The 20,977-nt window shown below is 65.8% G+C and carries 2 protein-coding genes; both read right to left on the reverse strand.

The window, feature by feature from the left end:
• Positions 1-71: 71 nt before the first annotated feature.
• Entirely contained in the window at positions 72-8,648 is an 8,577-nt protein-coding gene (locus QN085_RS19200; protein WP_285687883.1) for a non-ribosomal peptide synthetase, read from the reverse strand.
• A gap of 1 nt (position 8,649) precedes the next feature.
• Positions 8,650-20,976 carry a non-ribosomal peptide synthetase gene (locus tag QN085_RS19205; RefSeq protein WP_041505658.1) on the reverse strand — a complete coding sequence of 4,109 codons (12,327 nt, stop codon included), beginning with the start codon at positions 20,974-20,976 and terminating at the stop codon, positions 8,650-8,652.
• Between the last annotated feature and the right edge of the window lies 1 nt (position 20,977).

Raw genomic sequence — 20,977 nt, forward strand, 5'->3', positions numbered from 1 at the left:
CTGCTGAGCCCCTGGGGCCGCGTTGCGGCCCTTTCGCGACACAAGGCCGCTCCTGCAAAGAGTGAGCAGGTTTACTGGCTGATCGTATCTGCCAGCAACAGCCTGGCAATCACCCCCTCAAGGACATCCACCTGCTCAAGGATGTCATAGTGCCCGGCGTCAACAGCAATGTCCTGGCAGCTACCCGAGATGCCACCCACGTGCGCGCCCTCCCCCGCCCACCAGCAACTTGCCGCTGCCTCGGTAGACGGTAGCTGGCGCAATTGACGCGAAAGCGCCTTGAGTTTCATGGCCACGACAAAGGTCTGCGCCAGATCAGCGTTGCCGATTTCGGCATAGGCCGACTGTGCAACCTGTGCGGCCCGTGCCGTTTCGATCACGCGCTCCAGGGCATCCTGAGTACTGCCGACCGGCACGACCGGCAGCACCAGTGCATCGGCCGAAACCCCGAGAATCACCGCCAGGAAGCCACGCAGGTCGGCGCTCCAGTCACTTTCCTGCACGGCTTGCCTGGCCGAGGGCACGAAGCTGTCCACCAAGGCCAGCACCGCAACCCGCTGCCCCTGGCTTTCCAACTCCTTGGCCACCAACACCGCCAGGGTGCCGCCCAGCGACCAACCTGCCAGCTGATAAGGGCCTTCGGGTCGCTTCTGGCGAATGTACTGTGCGTAATCGATAGCCATCGTTTCCAGCGAATCATCCACCCAGGCGTGATCCAGCAGCATCCGGCATTGCAGGCCATAAACCGTGCAACGGCCTTCCAGCCGGCGCGCCAATGGCTCGTAATCGAACACCGTGCCAAACCCGGCATGCAGGCAGAACAGCGGTGTACTCGCGCTCACTCGGCTGTTCAGCAACAACAGCGGGTCCAGGCTGGCATCGTCGGAGGCATAACCCGACAACTCGGCGATGGTCGGCCGGGCAATCACATCACGCAGTTTCAGTTCGATCGGCAAATCCTCACGGGCACGGACCTTGGACAGCATCTTCAGCACGCGCAGCGAGTCACCACCCAGTTCGAAGAAGTTGTCATCAACACCGACCTGCTCGACTTGCAGCACTTCCTGCCAGATCGCTGCCAGCGCCTGCTCGATTGCATTACGCGGGGCAACCCATGCCCGGCCTGCAAACTCGGGTGCCGGCAGGCCATTGCGGTCGATCTTGCCATTGGGTGTGAGCGGCAGCGCCGGCATCAGTACAAGCTGTGCCGGCACCATGTGATCCGGCAGGTCGGCGCGCAGGGCATCACGTAATTGCTCGGCGCGGGTATCGGCATTGTCCGTTACCACGTAGCCGATCAGTTGCTTGCCCGTGCTGATGTCACGCGCCACCACCACGGCATCGCGCACGCCAGCCAGGTTGCGCAGGCGTGCCTCGATTTCTCCCGGCTCGATGCGGAACCCTCGAATCTTCAGCTGGTTGTCCAGGCGCCCGAGGAAGTCGATGACGCCATCGGCGCGGCGACGCACCCGGTCACCGGTGCGGTACAGGCGGCCACCCGGGGCTAACGGGTCGGCCACGAAGCGCTCGGCCGTGAGTGCGGCCCGCTGGTGATAGCCACGCGCCACGCCCTCTCCGCCGATGTAAAGCTCACCGGCCACACCATCGGGCAGCGGGTTGAGGTGCGGGTCCAGTACGTGCAGCGTGCGCTCGCCCACGCGGTCGCCAATCGGCGCGTACACAGCCTCACAGGTTCGTTGCACCGGCACTTTCCACAGCAAAGGCGTAACCACGGTTTCCGTCGGCCCATAGCCGTTGGTCAACCAGCGCGGACGCAGCGTGCGCTTGACGTGCTCGAACAGGGCGTCCGGTACCGCATCGCCGCCAAAGCAGTACACCCGCACTGCTGGCGCGGGCTGCTGCTGGCTATCGGCGAATTCGGCCAACTGTTGCAGGTAGGCCGGCGGGAAGCAGGCGATGTCGATACGCTGGGCATGCAAGGTCTGCCAGGTTTCTTCTGCCGTCCATAGCCGGTTGTCACGCACCACCAGGCAACCACCCGAGGACAACGTCGACAGCCAGCGCTCCTGGGCCCCGTCGAAGGCGAACGACATGAACAGCAGCTCGCGGGTCTGCAGGTCCATCTCGTACAGCCCGGCGATGGCCTGGCAGTGCATGCGAATCTGGCCGTGGCTCACCGCCACACCTTTGGGCTTGCCGGTAGAACCAGACGTGTAGATCAGATAAGCCAGGTTATCCGCGCACGCGCGCTGTTCAGGTGCAGTAGCAGGCAGATGGTCCAGCGCTTGCTGGTCGAGCTCGATGCACCGCGCTACCTGGGTAAAGCGCTGGCGCAAGCCACTGCTGGTGACCAGCAGGTGCATTGCCGAGTCCTCGACGATCCACTGCAGGCGCTCTTGTGGGTAATCGATATCCAGTGGCACATAAGCTGCGCCGGTCTTCATCACCGCCAGGAAGGCCACGATCACCTCCACCGACCGCTCCAGGGCAATACCCACGCAGCTTTCCGGGCGCACGCCCTGCGCGATCAGGTGGTGGGCAAGGCGGTTGGCGCGCGCATCCAGCTGGGCATAGGTCAACTGTTGGCCGCCGCAGACTACCGCCATGGCCTCGCCACGCTCACGGGCATGCCCGGCGATAAGCTCGGCGAGCAGCGGCTGCTCGCGCCCAGGTGCCGCAAGCTGGTTGCGCAGGTCGGCGTGCCTTGCCTGCGCCGGCGTCAGCATGCCCAGGCTGCCCAGCGTGGCCTGGGGATTGTCCAGCATGGCGCTCAGCAGGCTTTCGAAACTGCCGCGCAGGCACTCGACAGCGGCTTCGGTAAAGCGGTTGCGCAGGTACAGGAACTCTACCGAAAAGGTTTCGCCCAATTGCACGGCCAGGTCCATGGCATAGTTGGTGACGTCGCGGTTACGTACTTCGCCAAAGCGCAACGTTCCGCCGCCGCCCTCGCGCAGGCGGTCGTCAACCGGGTAGTTCTCGAACACCACAATGCTGTCGAACAGCGCCTGCCCTGGCCGCCCGGCCCAGCGTTGCACATCGGCCAGCGCTGCATGCTCGTGGTCGCGCAGTTCCAGGTTGTAGTGCTGCAGCTGGTGCAGCCAGTCGCTGACAATGTGCTGGGGTTGCGGCGCCTGCACCACCGGTAGCGTGTTGATGAACAGCCCCAGCATCTCGCCTGCACCGGCCAGGCTGCTGGGGCGCCCGGCCACTGTGGCGCCGAAGCACACGCTGGCCTGGCCGGTGTAGCGTTGCAGCAGCAACAGCCAGGTGGCCTGGACCAGGGTATTGGCCGTAACCCTCAGGCGCCGGGCCTGGTCACGCAGGTGTTGCGTGCGCTGCGCATCCCAATGCAGGTACAGCGCATGGTGCCCGACAAGCTTGCCGTCCGCCTGCGGTGCAACACTGTCGGCCAACAGCGTCGGCCCCTCCAGGGCACGCAGCTTCTCGCTCCAGAACTGCTCCAGCTTGCCCATCGGCTGCTCGGCGAGCCAACGGATGTAGTCACCGAAGCGCCCCCCCGCATGGCTGGCGGGCCGGCCGTGATAAACCTGCAACACCTCGCCCAGCAACCGTGAATTGCTCCAGCCATCCATGAGGATGTGGTGGCGCGACCAGATCAGGTGCAGGCGTTGCTCATCCACTCGAACCAGTGTCAGGCGCATCAGGGGGGCACACGCCAGGTCGAAGCCTTCGGCGGCCTCTTCGGCGGCCAGCGCCTGCAAGGCGTCGCTGGTCACCTCACGCCCACGCCAGTCGAGCACGCGCAGCGGCAGGCTGGCCTGACGCTGAACCACCTGCAAGGGCTCCGCCCACCGGGCCGATGACAGGAAGACCGTGCGCAGGATGTCGTGGCTGGCGATCACCTGGTTCCAGGCCGCGACGAAGCGGTCTATGTCCAGGCCGTGCACATCGACCGCAGTCTGGTTGATGTACAGCGCGGCGTCGCTCTCCTGCAGGGTATGGAACAGCATGCCCTGTTGCATCGGCGACAGCGGGTAGATATCGGCAATCTGAGCAGCAGGTACCGGCAGGTCGTCCAGTTGCGCCTGGTTCAGACGGGCCAAGGGGAAGTCCGATGGCGTGAGGCCTTGGGTGTCATCCTGGCAGCAATGGTTGATCAAGGCCTTGAGTTCTTCTGCATAGGCATCGGCCAGTTGCTGGATGGTCGAGGTATCGAAGACTTCACGGCTGAACGTCCAGCCCAGTGTCAGCTCGCCGCCGTACACCTGGCCATTGAGCGCCAGCAGGCTGCTCAATGGCGCATCCTCATCCTGATTCAGCCCGGCATTCTCGCTGGCCGGTCTGAACAGACTCGCCTGCTGGTCGAAGCTGCCATCGAACTGCCCCAGGTAGTTGAAGATGATCGCCCCCTGGGCCAGCGCCGCCAACGTCTGCCGAGCTTCACCAGCCCCCAGGTAACGCAGCACACCATAGCCAAGACCCTTGTGGGGCACCGCGCGCAGTTGCTCCTTGATGGTCTTGATCGAACTGGCCAGCTCGGGCTGAGGGCTGAGGTTGACCGGGTACATGCTGGTGAACCAACCCACCGTGCGGCTCAGGTCGATACCGTCGAACAGTTCCTCGCGGCCATGGCCTTCCAGGCGCACCAGTACCTGCGGCTGCGCGGTCCAACGGCTGACCACACGGGCCAATGCCGTCAGCAACAGGTCGTTGATCTGCGTGCGATAGGCTGCCGGTGCCTGCTGCAACAGCTTGCGGGTCCAGAGCGGGTCCAGGCGAGTGCTGACCGACGTTGCATGCTTCTGCAGGTTTTCACCCTGGGGATGATCGCAAGGCAAAGCATCGCTGGCGCCTTGCAGTTGATCACGCCAGTAGTGCAGTTCATGTTGCAGTGCCTGGCTGCTGGCATAGGCCTGCAGCTGTTCGGCCCAGACCTTGAACCCGCTGGTCTTGGCCGGCAACTTCAACGGCTGGCCGAGGGCAAGCGCCTGGTAGGCCTGTTGCAGGTCTTCCAGCAGGATCCGCCATGACACGCCATCGACCACCAGATGATGAATGACCAGCAGCAGCCGCTGGCTGCCGTCTGCCAGCGTTGCCAGCACGGCGCGCAACAATGGCCCCTGAGCCAGGTTCAGGCTGCGCTGGGCCTGATCGGCCAAGCGTTCCAGCGCCTCGGCATCAACGCATTCGCGTACCCACAGCAGCTCGGTCGATACCGGCGCGCCGATCGTGGCCTGCCAGCGCCCGGCACTCTGCCAGGCATTGAGCCGCAGCAGGTCGTGATGGGCATGCAGGTTGCCCAGCGCCATGCTCAACAGCTGCGCATCCAGTGCCTTACCGGGCTCGAGCAACACCGACTGGTTCCAGTGGTCACGTGCTACAAGCGCTTGCTCGAAGAACCAGTGCTGCACCGGACCAAGTGGCAGAGGCCCGGTGACCACGCCCTGCTCCAGCGCTTGTGCTTCGCTGCGCCGGGCAACCGAGGCCAGCCCCTGCACGGTCTGATGCTGCAGCAACTCCTTGGGCGTGAACTGGATATCCACCTGGCGCGCACGGCTGACCACCTGCAACGAGATGATCGAATCGCCGCCCAGTTCGAAGAAGTTATCAGTCAGGCCGACCTTCTCCAGCTTCAGCACATCCGCCCAGATCGCCGCGATCTGCTGCTCCAGATCACTCTGCGGCGCAACGTACTCGCCCTGCGACTGGCTGACATCCGGCTGCGGCAGGGCCTTGCGGTCCAGCTTGCCGTTCGGCGTCACCGGCAGCTTGCCGAGCAGCAGCAGGTGCGCGGGCACCATGTAGTCCGGCAAACCGGCCTTGAGCGCCTCGCGCAGGCTGTCGCGCAATGCGCCTTCGTCTTGCGTGCTGTCGGCAGGCACCACATAGCCCACCAGCTGCTTGCCGCTTGGCCCGTCCAGGGCCAGCACCACGGCTTCCTGCACACTCGGCAGCTCCAATAGACGCGCCTCGATCTCGCCCAGCTCGATGCGCAGGCCGCGGATCTTCACCTGATGGTCGATGCGCCCGGCGTAGTCGATCACCCCATCGGCGCGGTAGCGCGCCAGGTCGCCGGTGCGGTACAGGCGCCCGCCGTTGTCGCTGAACGGGTCCGGCACGAAGCGTTCGGCGGTCAGCGCCGGGCGTTGGTGGTAACCACGGGCCAGGCCTACCCCACCGAGGTACAGCTCGCCGGCACTGCCGCGCACCGCCGGTTGCAGGCTGCCTTCGAGGATATGGGTCTTGAGGTTGTCGATCGGCTGGCCGATCGGCACGCTGATGCTTTCGTCCGGCTGGCAGGTCCAGTGGGTCACGTCGATCGCCGCTTCGGTCGGGCCGTACAGGTTGTACAGGCCTGCCGCCGGCAGGCGTTGCAGGGTTTGGCGGGCCAGTTCGGCCGGCAACGCTTCACCGCTGCACACCACGCGCTTGAGGCTGACGCAGCTTTCGACCGCTTCGTGGGTCATGAACGCCTGCAGCATCGACGGCACGAAGTGCAGCGTACTGATGCCGTAATGGTTGATGGTTTCGACCAGCAGCTGCGGGTCGCGGTGCGCGCCGGGCTGGGCCATGACCAGGCGTGCCCCGGTCATCAGCGGCCAGAAGAATTCCCACACCGACACGTCGAAGCTGAACGGGGTTTTCTGCAGCACGCTGTCGCTGGCGTCCAGCCCGTAGGCCTTCTGCATCCAGCACAGGCGGTTGACCAGCGCCTGATGGCTGTTGCCAGCACCTTTCGGGCGACCGGTGGAGCCGGAGGTGTAGATCACGTAGGCGAGGTTCAGCGGGGCCACGTCGACATTCGGGTTGGCATCGCTGTAGCCGTCGAAGTTCTCGGTGTCCAGGTCCAGGCTGCGCAGGCCGGCCGGGATCGGCAGGGCTTCATGCAGGTGCGACTGGGTCAGCAGCAAGGCGATGCCGCTGTCCTCGAACATGTAGCTCAGGCGATCCTGGGGGTAATCCGGGTCCAGCGGCACATAAGCGCCGCCGGCCTTCACGATGCCGAGCAAACCGATGACCATCTCCAGGCTGCGCTCCATGGCGATGCCCACCAGCACATCCGGCCCCACGCCCAGCTCGCGCAGCTTGTGCGCCAGCTGGTTGCTACGGCGGTTGAGCTCGGCATAGCTCAGAGTCTGCTCGCCAAAGGCCAGCGCCGGTGCGTCCGGGGTGGCGAAGACCTGGGCTTCGACCAGCTGGTGGATGCTGGCTTCGCCTGGGTAATCGGTTTGCGTGGCATTCCAGCCATGCACGATCTGCTGCCGCTCCCCGTCATCCAGCAATGGCAGCTCAGCCACTCGCTGGCCTGGGTTGCCGACGATGCCCTGTAGCAGGTTCAGCCAGTGCCGCGCCATCTGCTGTATGGTCGAGGCATCGAACAGGTCGGTTGCAAAGGTCAGCGTGGCGCTGATGCCCAGCTCATGTTCGAAGCTGTCCAGCGTGAGGTCGAACTGCGCCGCGTGCACGTTCCATTGCAGGCTCTCCACCTCCAGGCCGGGCAAGCTGCGGCGCTCGCCCTTGCCCCGGGTCTGGTGGTTGTACATCACCTGGAACAACGGGCTGTGGCTCAGGCTGCGTTCAGGCTGCAAGGCATCGACCAGCTGTTCGAATGGCAGGTCCTGATGCACCTGCGCGCCCAAGGCTCGTTGCCGCACTTGCGCCAACAGCTCGGTGAAGGTCAGCTGCGTATCGAACTCGGCACGCATCACCTGGGTATTGACGAAAAAGCCGATCAGCCGCTCGGTCTCTACGCGGTTACGGTTGGCGATGGGCACGCCCACGCGCACATCGGCCTGCCCGGAGTAGCGGTGCAACAATACCTGGAAACTCGCCAGCAGCAGCATGAAGGGTGTCGCCCCCTGGTGCTGCGCCAGCTGTTTGAGTGACTGGCTCAACGCTTCGCCCAGGTCAACGTCGATCCGCTCACCGCGGTAGCTTTGCAGCGCCGGGCGTGGCCTGTCGGTGGTCAGTTCCAGCACCGGGTGGTCGTCGCCCAGCTGCGCCATCCAGTACGCCAGCTGACGCTCACGCTCGCCGGCGTCCATCCAGGCACGCTGCCAGATCGCATAATCGGCGTACTGGATCGGCAGTTCGCCCAGCGCCACCTCCCGACCTTGGCTATAGCCCTCATAAAGCTGCACCAACTCATCGATGAGCAAGGGCATCGACCAGCCATCGGCGACGATATGGTGCAAGGTGAGCACCAGCACGTGCTCGTCCTGCGTCAGTTCCAGCAGTTTTACCCGCAGCAGCGGCCCATGGACCAGATCGAACGGCTGCTGGACCTCAAGCGCGACCTGCGCCTGCAAAACCTGCTCCTCCACGGCCCCCAAGGCCTGGCGGGCCAGCTGGAAAGGCTGGTTCGGGTGGATGACCTGCATCAGCTGGCCATCTTCCTCGGCAATGGTCGTGCGCAGGGCTTCATGACGCTGGATCAGCGTCGCGAAGCTGCGCTGCAGGGCTGCCAGGTCGAGCTGCCCCCTGAACCTGAGCGCGGTCGGAATGTTGTAGGCCGAGCCGGTGGGCTCCAGCTGCCAGAGAAACCACTGGCGTTGCTGGGCATAGGACAGCACAGGGCGTTCGACATCGTGCCTGGCCACCGGGATGGGCAGTTGCGCGAGCGTGACGCCCTTGGACGCCAGTTTTTCGAGAAACAGCTTCTGCTGCGCCAGGGGCAGACGGATAAAGCGATAAACCAGGTCTGCGTTTCTGTTGTCCGTGTGCATCTCAAACCGCCTCGAGCTCTGCCATGAAGTCCTGGAGCTCATCCAGGTCTCCGTCGTTTCGGGTACCGAGACTGCCGACCTCTTGTGCAAAGGCCTGCAGGTTCTCTGTCTGGAACAACAACGCGAGTGGCAGGTTCGTACCCAGTTCGATCTGCAGTCGTGCTACCGCCTGGGTTGCCAGCAAGGAGTGGCCCCCCAGCTCGAAGAAGTTGTCGGTAAGAGATACGTTTTCCAGGCCAAGAACTTCAGCCCATACCGCTGCGATCCGCCGCTCCAGCTCCGTTTCCGGCGCCACATGGGCCGCCCGGCGCGGGTTGCCGTCAGGCTGTGGCAAGGCCTTGCGGTCCAGCTTGCCGTTCGGTGTCAGTGGCAGGCGTTCCAACAGCAACAGGTGCGCGGGCACCATGTAGTCCGGCAGGCTGGCCTTCAGTCTGGCGCGCAGGGTGTCAAGCAACGCCGCCCGGGCTTCCTCGCTGGCAACCGACGCTGCATCGGCTGGCACCACGTAGCCCAGCAGTTGCTTGCCGCCCGGCGCATCCAGTGCCAGTACCACGGCTTCGCGGACTGCGTCCTGTTGTTGCAGGCGCGCCTCGATCTCACCGAGTTCGATACGGAAGCCGCGAATCTTCACCTGATGGTCGATACGCCCGGCATATTCGATGACCCCGTCGGCGTCATAGCGCGCCAGGTCGCCGGTGCGATACAGCCGGCCACCCTGCCCACCGAACGGGTCGGGGATGAAGCGTTCGGCGGTAAGCCCAGGGCGCGCCAGGTAACCACGCGCCAGGCCCGCACCCGCCATGTACAGCTCCCCCACCACCCCTACCGGCAGCGGCGTTCCGGCCTCGCTCAACAGGTACACGGCACTGTTGGAAAGCGGCCGGCCGATATTGGCCTGGCCACCTTGGGTGCGCAGGGTGAAGGTCGAGTAGGTGGTGTCCTCCGAAGGCCCGTACAGGTCGTACACCTTGAGCACATGGCCAGTGCCGTACAGCGCGTCGACCAGCCCCTGCTTGAGGGCCTCCCCCGCCAGGTTGATGATGCGCACACCGGACGGCAGCTGGCCGGTTTCATGCAGCACCTTGATGGCCGATGGCACCGTGTTGACCAGGCGTACCTGGTCTTTGGCCGGCAGGTGCGGCAGCTCCAGGGCATTGGCCGCCAGTACCGCATAGCCACCCGAGCCCAGGGTCACGAACAGCTCCCAGACCGACAGGTCGAAACAGATCGATGTGGACGCCAACACGCCGCACAGGTCCTGCTGGCTGTACACCGACTGCGCCCAGCCGATCATTGCCACGGCATTGCGATGCTCGATCTGGACGCCCTTGGGTTTGCCAGTGGAGCCTGAGGTGTAGATGCAGTACGCCAGGTTGTCCGGCGTGCTCACGCACACCGGGTCGGCCGCTTCGTAGCCGTCGAGCAGCAATTGGTCCACCAGCAGCGTGCGCGCCTGGAAGCTGGTCGGCACACGCTCCAGCAGGTGCGACTGCGACAGCAGCAGGATCGACTGGCTGTCTTCGAGCATGTACACCAGGCGGTCCTGCGGGTAGCCAGGGTCGAGCGGCACGTAGGCGCCGCCCGCCTTGAGAATGGCCATCAGCGCGACCACCATGTCCAGGCCACGCTCCATGGCGACACCTACCAGCACCTCCGGGCCCACGCCAGCCTCGCGCAGTTTGTGGGCCAGCTGGTTGGCCCGTACATTGAGCGCGGCATACGTGAGCGTCTGCTCGCCGTGGATAAGTGCCACTGCACCTGGCGCAGCAACCACCTGCGCCTCGAACAGCTGATGGATACAGCGGTCGGCCGGGTAACTGGTCGCCGTGCGGTTCCAGTCCTGCACGATACGCTGATGCTGCGCGGTATCGAGCAGCGGCAGGTCGCCGAGTGCAGCACACGGGTCACTCACTAGGGCGTCAAGCAGCGTACCGAAGTGATGGGCCAACTGCTCGATCGCCTCGCTGCTCCAGTGCGCACGGTCATGCCGGTACTGGATAGCCAGGCTGTCGCCAAGGCTCACCAGCACGGTCAGCGGATAGTTGGTCTGCTCGCGCACCTGCACTGGGCCAAACTGCAAGCCACTCGGTGCACCCTGCCGAAGGGCCTCGGACACCGGGTAACTTTCGAACACCACCAGGCTGTCGAACAGGGCTTCACCACCAAGCCCGGCCCAGCGCTGCACATCGTACAGCGGCGTATGTTCGTATTCACGCATGGCCAGGTTGCTGGCCTGCACCTGTCCGATCCATTGCGCGACGCTCTGTTCGCCTTGCGGTGTACCAACCACCGGCAGGGTGTTGATGAACAAGCCAATCTGCGCCTCCACGCCCGCCAGCTCCGCTGGCCGGCCGGCGACCGTGGCCCCGAAGCAGACCGACGACTGCCCGGTATAGCGCTGCAACAGCAACAGCCAGGTAGCCTGTACCAAGGTGTTGACGGTGACACGCTGGGCACGGGCAAAGGCTTCAACCCGCTCGGTACGCCCTGCATCGAATGCCTGGTGATGAACGTGATGGCCATGACCATCAGGCTCACCATTGCGCACGGCCTGGGCCAGGCGCGTCGGCTCGTTGAAGCTGGCCATCTGGCCCTGCCAGAACCGCTCTGCCGCCGCCCCATCCTGGCGCTGCAACCAGGCGATGTAGTCACGGTAGCTGCCCGCCGCTGCCACCACAGGTTTACCGGCATTACGCTGCAACACCTCACCCAGCAACTGCGAGGTGCTCCAGCCATCCATCAGGATGTGATGGCAGGTGAAGATCAGGTGGTGACGTGCCTGCGCCGTACGCACCAGCACCAGGCGCAACAAGGGTGCCTCGACCAGGTCGAAGCCACGCTGCCGGTCGGCATCCGCCAGGCTGTCCAGCGCCCGCGCCAGCTCATCCTCGGTACGCCAGTCATATTCGCTGAACGGCAGTGTCACCTGCTTGCGCACGACCTGCACCGCCTGGCCCAGGTCCCCCTGCCAGATGAAGCTGCTGCGCAGGATGTCGTGGGCCTGCAAGGCAGCATCCCAGGCCTGCCGGAAGGCTTGTACATCCAGGCCATCCACATCCACGCGCATCTGGTTGATGTAGTTGCCGCTGCCTTGCTCGTAGATGCTGTGGAACAGCATGCCCTGCTGCATCGGCGACAGCGGGTAGACGTCGGCGATCTGCGCCACGGCAACCGGCAGCTGGTCGAGCTGCGCCTGGGTCAGGTCGGCCAACGGGAAGTCGGACGGGGTCAGGCCGCGATGTCCACCCTCACAGCAATGCTCGATTAATTCAGCCAAGGCCTGCTGGTAAGCCTGCGCCAGCAGCTCGATGGTTTCGCGGCGATGAATGTCCTGGCTGAAGGTCCACTCCAGGCGTAGCTCGCCGCCATATACCTGACCGTTGACGGTCAACAGGCTGGCCAACGGTGCTTCGGCATCCTGCCTGGCGCCATCGTTCTCCTTGGCGGGGGTGAACAGGCCTGCTTCGCCATCGAAGCTGCCGTCGAACTGCCCGAGGTAGTTGAAGACGATCTGGCCTTCAGGCAATGCTGCAAGGGCCTCGCGGCTCGCGGCATCACCGAGGTAGCGCAGCACGCCATAGCCCAGGCCTTTGTCAGGCACGGCGCGCAGCTGTTCCTTGATGGTCTTGATCGAACTTGCCAGGTCTGCCTGCGGGCTCAGCTTTACCGGGTACAGGCTGGTGAACCAGCCCACCGTACGCGTCAGGTCGATACCCGCGAACAGGTCTTCACGGCCATGCCCTTCCAGGCGCACCAGCACTTCGGGCTGGCCGCTCCAGCGGCCAACTGCTTGCGCCAGGGCCGTCAGCAGCAGGTCCATGATCTGCGTGCGATAAGCCACCGAGCAATCCTGCAACAGCCGTCGGGTGCTTGCCACGTCGAGGCGCGTGCTGACCGAAGCCGCATGCTTCAGTTGCCGGCTGCCTTGCGGGTTGTCGCAGGGCAGCATTTCGCTGGCCCCTTGCAACTGCGCCTGCCAGTAGCCCAGTTGCTGTTGCAATGCGGGCGCGGCGGCATAGGTTTGCAAACGCTCGGCCCAGGCTTTGTACGAAGTGGTCTTGGCCGGAAGCTGCAGTGGCTGCCCGGCAGCCAGGGTCTGGTAGGCCTGTTGCAGGTCTTCCAGCAGCACACGCCACGACACACCGTCTACCGCCAGGTGATGGATGACCAAAAGCAGTCGCTGGCTACCGTCAGGCAGCGCAGCGAGCATGGCACGCATCAACGGCCCGTGCTCGAGGTCAAGGCTGCGCTGGGCTTCAGTGGCGGCTTGCTGCAACTGCTCGACGCTGGCGAAATCGCGATGCCACAGCAACTGGGAGTAGCCCGCATCGGCAAATTCAGCCTGCCAGCCCACCCCATGGCCGAACACGCGCAAACGCAGGGCGTCGTGATGTTCGAGCAATGCCTGCAATGCCGCATCGAGCGTCGCCGGGGCCAGTGTTTCACCGGGCGTGAGCAGCACCGACTGGTTCCAGTGATGGCGCACGACAACGGGCTGCTCGAAGAACCAGTGCTGGATCGGCGTGAGCGGCGTCACGCCCGTTACCGCACCCTGATCGATCGATACACTGCCGCCGCGGTTGGCGAGCCGGGCCAGTGCCTGCACCGTCTGGGCCTCGAACAGGTCCTTGGGCGTGAACTGGATATCCACCTGGCGCGCACGGCTGACCACCTGCAACGAGATGATCGAATCGCCGCCCAGTTCGAAGAAGTTATCGGTCAGGCCGACCTTCTCCAGCTTCAGCACATCCGCCCAGATCGCCGCGATCCGCTGTTCCAGATCGCTCCGCGGCGCAACGTACTCGCCCTGCAACTGGCTGGCATCCGCCAGCGGCAGGGCCTTGCGGTCCAGCTTGCCGTTCGGCGTCACCGGCAGCTTGCCGAGCAGCAGCAGGTGCGCCGGCACCATGTAGTCCGGCAGGCCGGCCTTCAGCGCCTTGCGCAGGTTGTCGCGCAACGCGCCTTCGTCCTGCGTGCTGTCGGCAGGCACCACATAGCCCACCAGCTGCTTGCCGCTTGGCCCGTCCTGGGCCAGCACCACGGCTTCCTGCACACTCGGCAGCTCCAATAGTCGCGCCTCGATCTCGCCCAGTTCGATGCGCAGGCCGCGGATCTTCACCTGGTGGTCGATGCGCCCGGCGTAGTCGATCACGCCATCGGCGCGGTAGCGCGCCAGGTCGCCGGTGCGGTACAGGCGCCCGCCGTTGTCGCTGAACGGGTCCGGCACGAAGCGTTCGGCGGTCAGCGCCGGGCGTTGGTGATAACCACGGGCCAGGCCTACCCCGCCGAGGTACAGCTCGCCGGCACTGTCGCGCACCGCCGGTTGCAGGCTGCCTTCGAGGATATGGGTCTTGAGGTTGTCGATCGGCTGGCCGATCGGCACGCTGATGCTTTCGTCCGGCTGGCAGGTCCAGTGGGTCACGTCGATCGCCGCTTCGGTCGGGCCGTACAGGTTGTACAGGCCCGCCGCCGGCAGGCGTTGCAGGGTCTGGCGGGCCAACTCGGCCGGCAACGCTTCACCGCTGCACACCACGCGCTTGAGGCTGACGCAGCTTTCGACCGCTTCGTGGGTCATGAACGCCTGCAGCATCGACGGCACGAAGTGCAGCGTGCTGATGCCGTGGTGGTTGATGGTTTCGACCAGCAGCTGCGGGTCGCGGTGCGCGCCGGGCTGGGCCATGACCAGGCGCGCGCCGGTCATCAGCGGCCAGAAGAATTCCCACACCGACACGTCGAAGCTGAACGGGGTTTTCTGCAGCACGCTGTCGCTGGCGTCCAGGCCGTAGGCCTTCTGCATCCACCACAGGCGGTTGACCAGCGCCTGATGGCTGTTGCCAGCACCTTTCGGGCGGCCGGTGGAGCCGGAGGTGTAGATCACGTAGGCGAGGTTCAGCGGGGCCACGTCGACATTCGGGTTGGCATCGCTGTAGCCGTCGAAGTTCTCGGTGTCCAGGTCCAGGCTGCGCAGGCCGGCCGGGATCGGCAGGGCTTCGTGCAGGTGCGACTGGGTCAGCAGCAAGGCGATGCCGCTGTCCTCGAACATGTAGCTCAGGCGGTCCTGGGGGTATTCCGGGTCCAGCGGCACATAAGCGCCACCGGCCTTCACGATGCCCAGCAGGCCGACGACCATCTCCAGGCTGCGCTCCATGGCGATGCCCACCAGCACATCCGGGCCCACGCCCTGCTCGCGCAGCTTGTGCGCCAGCTGGTTGCTACGGCGGTTGAGCTCGGCATAGCTGAGGGTCTGCTCGCCAAAGACCAGCGCCGGGGCATCCGGGGTGGCGAACACCTGGGCTTCGATCAGCTGGTGAATGCTGCGCTCGTCCGGGTATGTCGCCTGGGTTTCGTTCCAGCCTTCGACCATCTGTCGCTGTTCTGGCAGGCCCAGCATTGGCAACTCGCCAACCACCGCGTCAGCATTCTCCGTCAGCGCCTGCAGCAGGTTGGCAAAGTAACCAGCCAGGCGGCCAATGCTCTCGTCGCTCCACAGCGCACGGTCGTGGCTGTACTGCATCGACAGCGTGGTGCCCAGTTCCACCACCAGGGTCAGCGGGTAGTTGGTCTGCTCGTGCACGGCCACGTCGCCGAAGCGCAGGCCACCGGGCGCGCCCTGTTGCAGCGCCTCGGCCACCGGGTAGTTCTCGAACACCAGGATGCTGTCGAACAAGGCGTCACCGCCCTGCCCCGCCCAGCGCTGCACGTCGTACAGCGGGGTGTGCTCGAACTCGCGCACGGCCAGGTTGCCGGCCTGCACCTGGCCGATCCACTCGGCCACGGTCTGCTCGGCACGCGGGGCACCGATCACCGGCAAGGTGTTGATGAACAGGCCGATCTGTTCTTCCACCCCCGGCAGGTCTGCCGGGCGGCCGGCGACCGTGGCGCCGAAGCACACGCTGGCCTGGCCGGTGCAGCGCTGCAACAGCAGCAGCCAGGCCGATTGCACCAGGGTGTTGACCGTGACCCGGTTGGCCCGGGCGAAGGCTTCGATGCGCGCGGTGTGCTCTGGGTCGAAGGCCAGGCGGTGGTCGCCATGGCCGCTACCGCTTGCGCCAGCACTGCCGGCGATAGCCTGGGCCAGGCGGGTTGGCTCGTCCAGGGCGGCAAGCTGGGCTTTCCAGAAGGCTTCGGCAACGGCCGCGTCCTGGCCCTGCAGCCAGGCGATGTAGTCGCGGTAGTGCGTGGCCTGGGCCTGCGGAGCCAGGCCGGCATAGCGCTGGAGCACTTCGCCCAACAGGCGCGAGGTGCTCCAGCCGTCCATCAGGATGTGGTGGTTGGTGTAGATCAGGTGGTGGCGGGTATCGCCCGTGCGTACCAGTACCAGGCGCAGCAGCGGCGCGGCAGCAAGGTCGAAACCGCGCTGGCGTTCACCCTCGGCCACGGCCTGCAATGCCTGCTCCAACGCCGGCTGGCCACGCCAGTCATGCTCGCTGCACGGCAGTTCGACGGCCTTGCGTACCACCTGTACGGCCTGCTCCAGTTCGCCTTGCAAGACGAAACCGCTGCGCAGGATGTCGTGGGCATCGAGCGTGGCCTGCCACGCCTGGCGGAACCGCTGCACATCCAGCCCCTCCACATCCACGCGCAGCTGGTTGATGTAGTTGCCGGCCTGCTGGTCGTAAAGGGTGTGGAACAACATGCCCTGCTGCATGGGTGACAGCGGGTACACATCGGCGATCTGCCCGGCCTCCAGGGGCAGACTGTCCAGTTGCGCCTGGGTCAGCGCGGCCAGCGGGAAGTCCGACGGCGTCACGCCCTGGTGCCGCGCATCGCAGCAGTGCTCGACCAGCTCTGCCAAGGCCTGCCCGTAGGCCTGGGCCAGCTTCTCGATGGTGGCCGGGTGATGAACGTCGGCGCTGTAGGTCCACTCCAGGAACAGCTCGCCGCCGTACACCTGGCCGGTGATGCTCAGCCAGTTGCCCAGTTGAGCACCGGCACATTGGGTACGGCCTGTGCTTTCCCCGCTCGGGGTGAACAGGGCGCCGGCCTCGGCATCGAAGCTGGCATCGAACTGGCCCAGGTAGTTGAAGGTGACACGGGCCTGGGCGGCACGCTCGAGCTGGTCACGCACTTCAGCATCGCCGAAGTAACGCAGCAGGCCGTAGCCGAGGCCTTTGTCCGGCACGCCGCGCAGTTGTTCCTTGATCGCCTTGATCGACTGGCCAAGCTCCTGGCCGGGTGTGAGGCGCACCGGGAACAGGCTGGTGAACCAGCCCACGGTGCGGCTGAGGTCGAGGTCGTCGAACAGGTCTTCGCGGCCATGGCCCTCCAGCAGTACCTGCACGTTGTCCTGTGAGCTCCACTGGCACAGGGTGCGCGCCAGCGCGGTCAGCAGCAGGTCGTTGATCTGCGTGCGGTAGGCCGCCGGGGCCTGTTTCAGCAGCTTGGCGGTGCGCTCGGCATCCAGCCGTGTGGCGGCGCTACGGGCATGGGTGTTGGCCAGGCTGCCCAGCGGGTTGTCACGCGGCAGTTCGGCGTGGTCGCCGGCTAGCGCCTGCAGCCAGTAGTCGCGCTGTGCTTGCAATGCGGGGCTGCCGGCATGGCTGGCCAGGCGCTCGGCCCAGGTTTTCACCGAGGTGGTCTTGGCGGGCAGGCTCACGGCCTGGCCGTTCAGCAATTGCCGGTAGGCCGCTTGCAGGTCTTCCAGCAACACCCGCCACGACACACCGTCGACCACCAGGTGATGGACCACCAGCAGCAGGCGCTGCTGCCCATCGGCGAAGTCGAACAGTTCGGCACGCAGCAGTGGCCCGTGCTGCAGGTTCAGGCTGGCCTGCACCTGGTTGCCGGCGGCGTCCAGTTCACTCAGTACTGCCAGGTTGCGCTGGCGCAGCAGTGGTGCATTGTCCAGCGGCTGGAAGCGCGCCTGCCACTGGCTTTCGCCACGGCTGAAGCGCAGGCGCAGGGCATCGTGCTGCTCGACCACGGCGCGCAGGGCTGCCTCCAGGTGTTGCACCTGCACCGGGCCGGCCGGCTTGAGCAGCACCGACTGGTTCCAATGCGCCGGCTGCGCGACCTCCATCTCGAAGAAACGCGCCTGGGCCGGCAGCAATGCCACCTCGCCGCTGGTGGCAGTGTCCACGGCTGCGGCCGCAACCGCTTGCTTGGCCTCGATGCGCTTGGCTACCTGGGCCAGCTGGGCGATGGTTTGTTGTTCGAACAGCTGCTTGGGGGTGATCCTGATGCCCTGGCGTTTGGCCCGGGCGATGATCTGCAGGCTGAGGATCGAGTCGCCGCCCAGTTCGAAGAAGTTGTCGGTGCTGCCGACCTGCTCCAGCTTGAGCACATCGGCCCACACTGCGGCCAGTTTCTCCTCGATATCGCCTTGTGGCGCCACATAGCCACGGCTGACCGCGCCCGGTGCCGGCAAGGCGCGCTTGTCGAGCTTGCCATTGGCGGTCAGTGGTAGGCGCTCCAGCAGCAGTATCTGCGCCGGCACCATGTAGTCCGGCAGACGTGCCTGCAATTGCGCCTGCAGTTGCTGCACGGTCACGCCTGCGTCGGCCACCCCGTAGGCCACCAGCTGCAAGCGCTCGGCATCGCCCTCCAATGGCAAGGCCAGTACCACGGCCTCGTTGACACCAGGCAGGCCGGCCAGCACCCGGCCGACTTCACCTGGCTCCACGCGATAGCCGCGGATCTTCACCTGGTCGTCGGCACGGCCGATGAACTCGACCAGGCCATCGGCAGTCAGCCGCGCGCGGTCGCCGGTGCGGTACACGCGGGCACCACCCTCGGTCGGCACGAAGCGTTCGGCGGTCAATGCGGGCTGGCCCAGGTAGCCCTGGGCGACGCCTTGCCCGCCCAGGTAAAGCTCACCGGGCACCTGCGCCGCCAACGGGTTGAGGTAGCCATCCAGCACCTGGGCGCAGGCGTTGCCCAGCGGGCGCCCGACCGGCACCGTGCGGCAACCTGGCAGCGGCTGCCCCGGCTCGAAGGTGAGCACGCCGACAGTGGTTTCGGTCGGGCCGTAGTGGTTGATGACCCGGCAGGCCGGGCGCAGTTCGCGGATTTTTTCCAACAGGCCCCAGCTGCATGCCTCACCACCCAGGATCAACGCCTCGGTGGGCAGCACATCGGCGGCGCGGGCCGCTTGCAGCAAACCTTGCAGGTGGCTCGGCACCAGCTTGAGTACGCCGACCTGGTGCTGCGCCATGTAGCTGGCGAAGCCATCCGGGTCGAACGCCAGTTCCTGTGGCAACAAGTGCAGCAGGCGGCCCGAGGCCAAGGCACCGAACAGCACGGTGTGGCCCAGGTCGGCCGCGGTGGTGGACACCATCGCCATGCTCGCCGCGGCCGGCAGTTGCAGGCGCTCCAGCACCGCCTGGGTGTAGCTGGCCAGCGCCCCGTGGCTGACCACCACGCCTTTCGGCTGTCCGGTCGAGCCCGAGGTGTAGATCAGATAGGCCGGTTGTTCGGCGGCGATGGCCACCTCGACCGGGCTGTCGCTGCAGGTTGCCCAGGCGGTGTGATCGCAGGCAATCAGCTGCACGCCGTCCAGGCCAGCGAAGCGCTGGTCGCCCGGCTCATGCAGCAGTACGGCGGCGCCACTGTCGGCAATCAGTTGTTGCAGGCGCTCCTGCGGTTGCTGGGTGTCCAGCGGCAGGTAGGCGGCGCCGGTCTTGAGCACCGCGAGCAAGGCGCCGACCCACTCGATGGAGCGCGGCAGGCACAGGGCAACGATGCTGCCAGCACCGACGCCGTGCTGGCGCAGGTAGTCGGCCAGGCGGTTGGACGCCGCCTCCAGCCCGGCCTGGGTCATGAACCGGTCACCGGCACGCACACCGCCGTGGGCCTGGCCTTGCGCCATTGCCTGGCGCCACAAGGCGAGGAAGTCGCCGTGCGGGTAGGCCTGCGTGGCCGCCGGCAGCAGCGTCGCCAATTGCGGGCTGTCGACGATCGCCTGCTGCGGGTCACGGATCAGCGCATCCAGCACCTGGCGCAGCGAAGCGGCCATGCGTTCGATGGTGGCCTGCTCGAACAGGTCGGTGGCGTAGGTGAAATAGCCTTCGATGCCGTCGGCCTTGTCGGAGAAGTCGAACGCCAGGTCGAAGCGGGCATCGCCGCCGTCACGGGCAAAGCCTTCCACCTCCAGCGTGCCCAGGCGCTTGCGCCCTGCATCGCTGGCGGCCACGTGCTGGTTGATCTTGAACTGGAACAGCGGGTTGTGGGCCAGGTTGCGCTCGGGCAGCAAGGCATCGACCAGGTGCTCGAACGGCAGCTCCTGGTGCGACTGGGCGCCGCCGATCACGTCTTTTACCTGCTCCAGCAGCGCGGCGAAGGTGGCGCGCTCGTCCACCTGCACGCGCAGCACCTGGGTGTTGATAAAGAAGCCGATCAGGCCTTCCAGCTCCTTGCGGTTGCGCCCGGCGTTCGGGGCACCGATGCGGATGTCGGCCTGGCCGCTGTAGCGCGACAGCACCACCGCCATGGCTGCCAGTACCAGCACGAACAACGTGTGGCCACCCTTGCGCGCCTGGCTACGCAGGGCCTCGGCCTGTTCGGCGCCGATATCCACACGCACCACCGCGCCACGCTGGCTGGGAATTGCCGGGCGCTCGAAGTCCAGCGGCAGGCTCAGCACCGGCTGCTCGCTGCCCAACTGGGCCTGCCAGTAGGCCAGTTGGCGCTGCGCTTCACCGGCCTCGAGCCAGGCGCGCTGCCAGATGGCGTAGTCGGCGTACTGGATCGGCAAAACCGGCAACTCGGCCTGCCGGCCTTCGGCCAGGGCGCTGTACAGCTGGATGAATTCCTGCACCAGCACATCGCTGGACCAGCCGTCCGAGATGATGTGGTGCATGCTCACTGCCAGCACGTGGTGATCGGCGGCCACGCGCAGCAGGGTCACCCTCAGCAGCGGGCCGCTCAGCAGGTCGAAGGGCTGCTTGAGGGCGGCGTCCACGGCCACGCTCAGCGCTGTCTCATCGGCGGCACCGTCGAGCATCAGCAATTCCAGCGCCAGCGGGCTGTGCTCGAGGATTTCCTGGTAGAACTCGCCCTCCTCCGAGGCAAAGCGCGTGCGCAGCGATTCGTGGCGTTGCACCAGCGCATCCAGCGCCTGCTGCAGCACTGCCTGGTCCAGCGCGCCCTTCAGGCGTACTGCCATCGGCACGTTGTAGGCTGGGCTGTCGGGCTCCAGCTGCCAGAGAAACAGCAGGCGCTGCTGGGCGTACGACAGCGGAATACGCGCCAGGCCCTGGCGCGCGGGCACGATGGGCAGCAGGCGGAAGCTCTGGCCGGTAGCCTGCATCTTTTCCAGGATCTGCTGGCGTTGCTCCACAGGGAGGCCAACGAAACGTTGGGCGATACGTTGTGCGGCAGTGAGTTCCATG

The sequence above is a fragment of the Pseudomonas sp. M2(2023) genome, from assembly GCF_030263955.1.
Lineage (GTDB): Bacteria > Pseudomonadota > Gammaproteobacteria > Pseudomonadales > Pseudomonadaceae > Aquipseudomonas > Aquipseudomonas asiatica.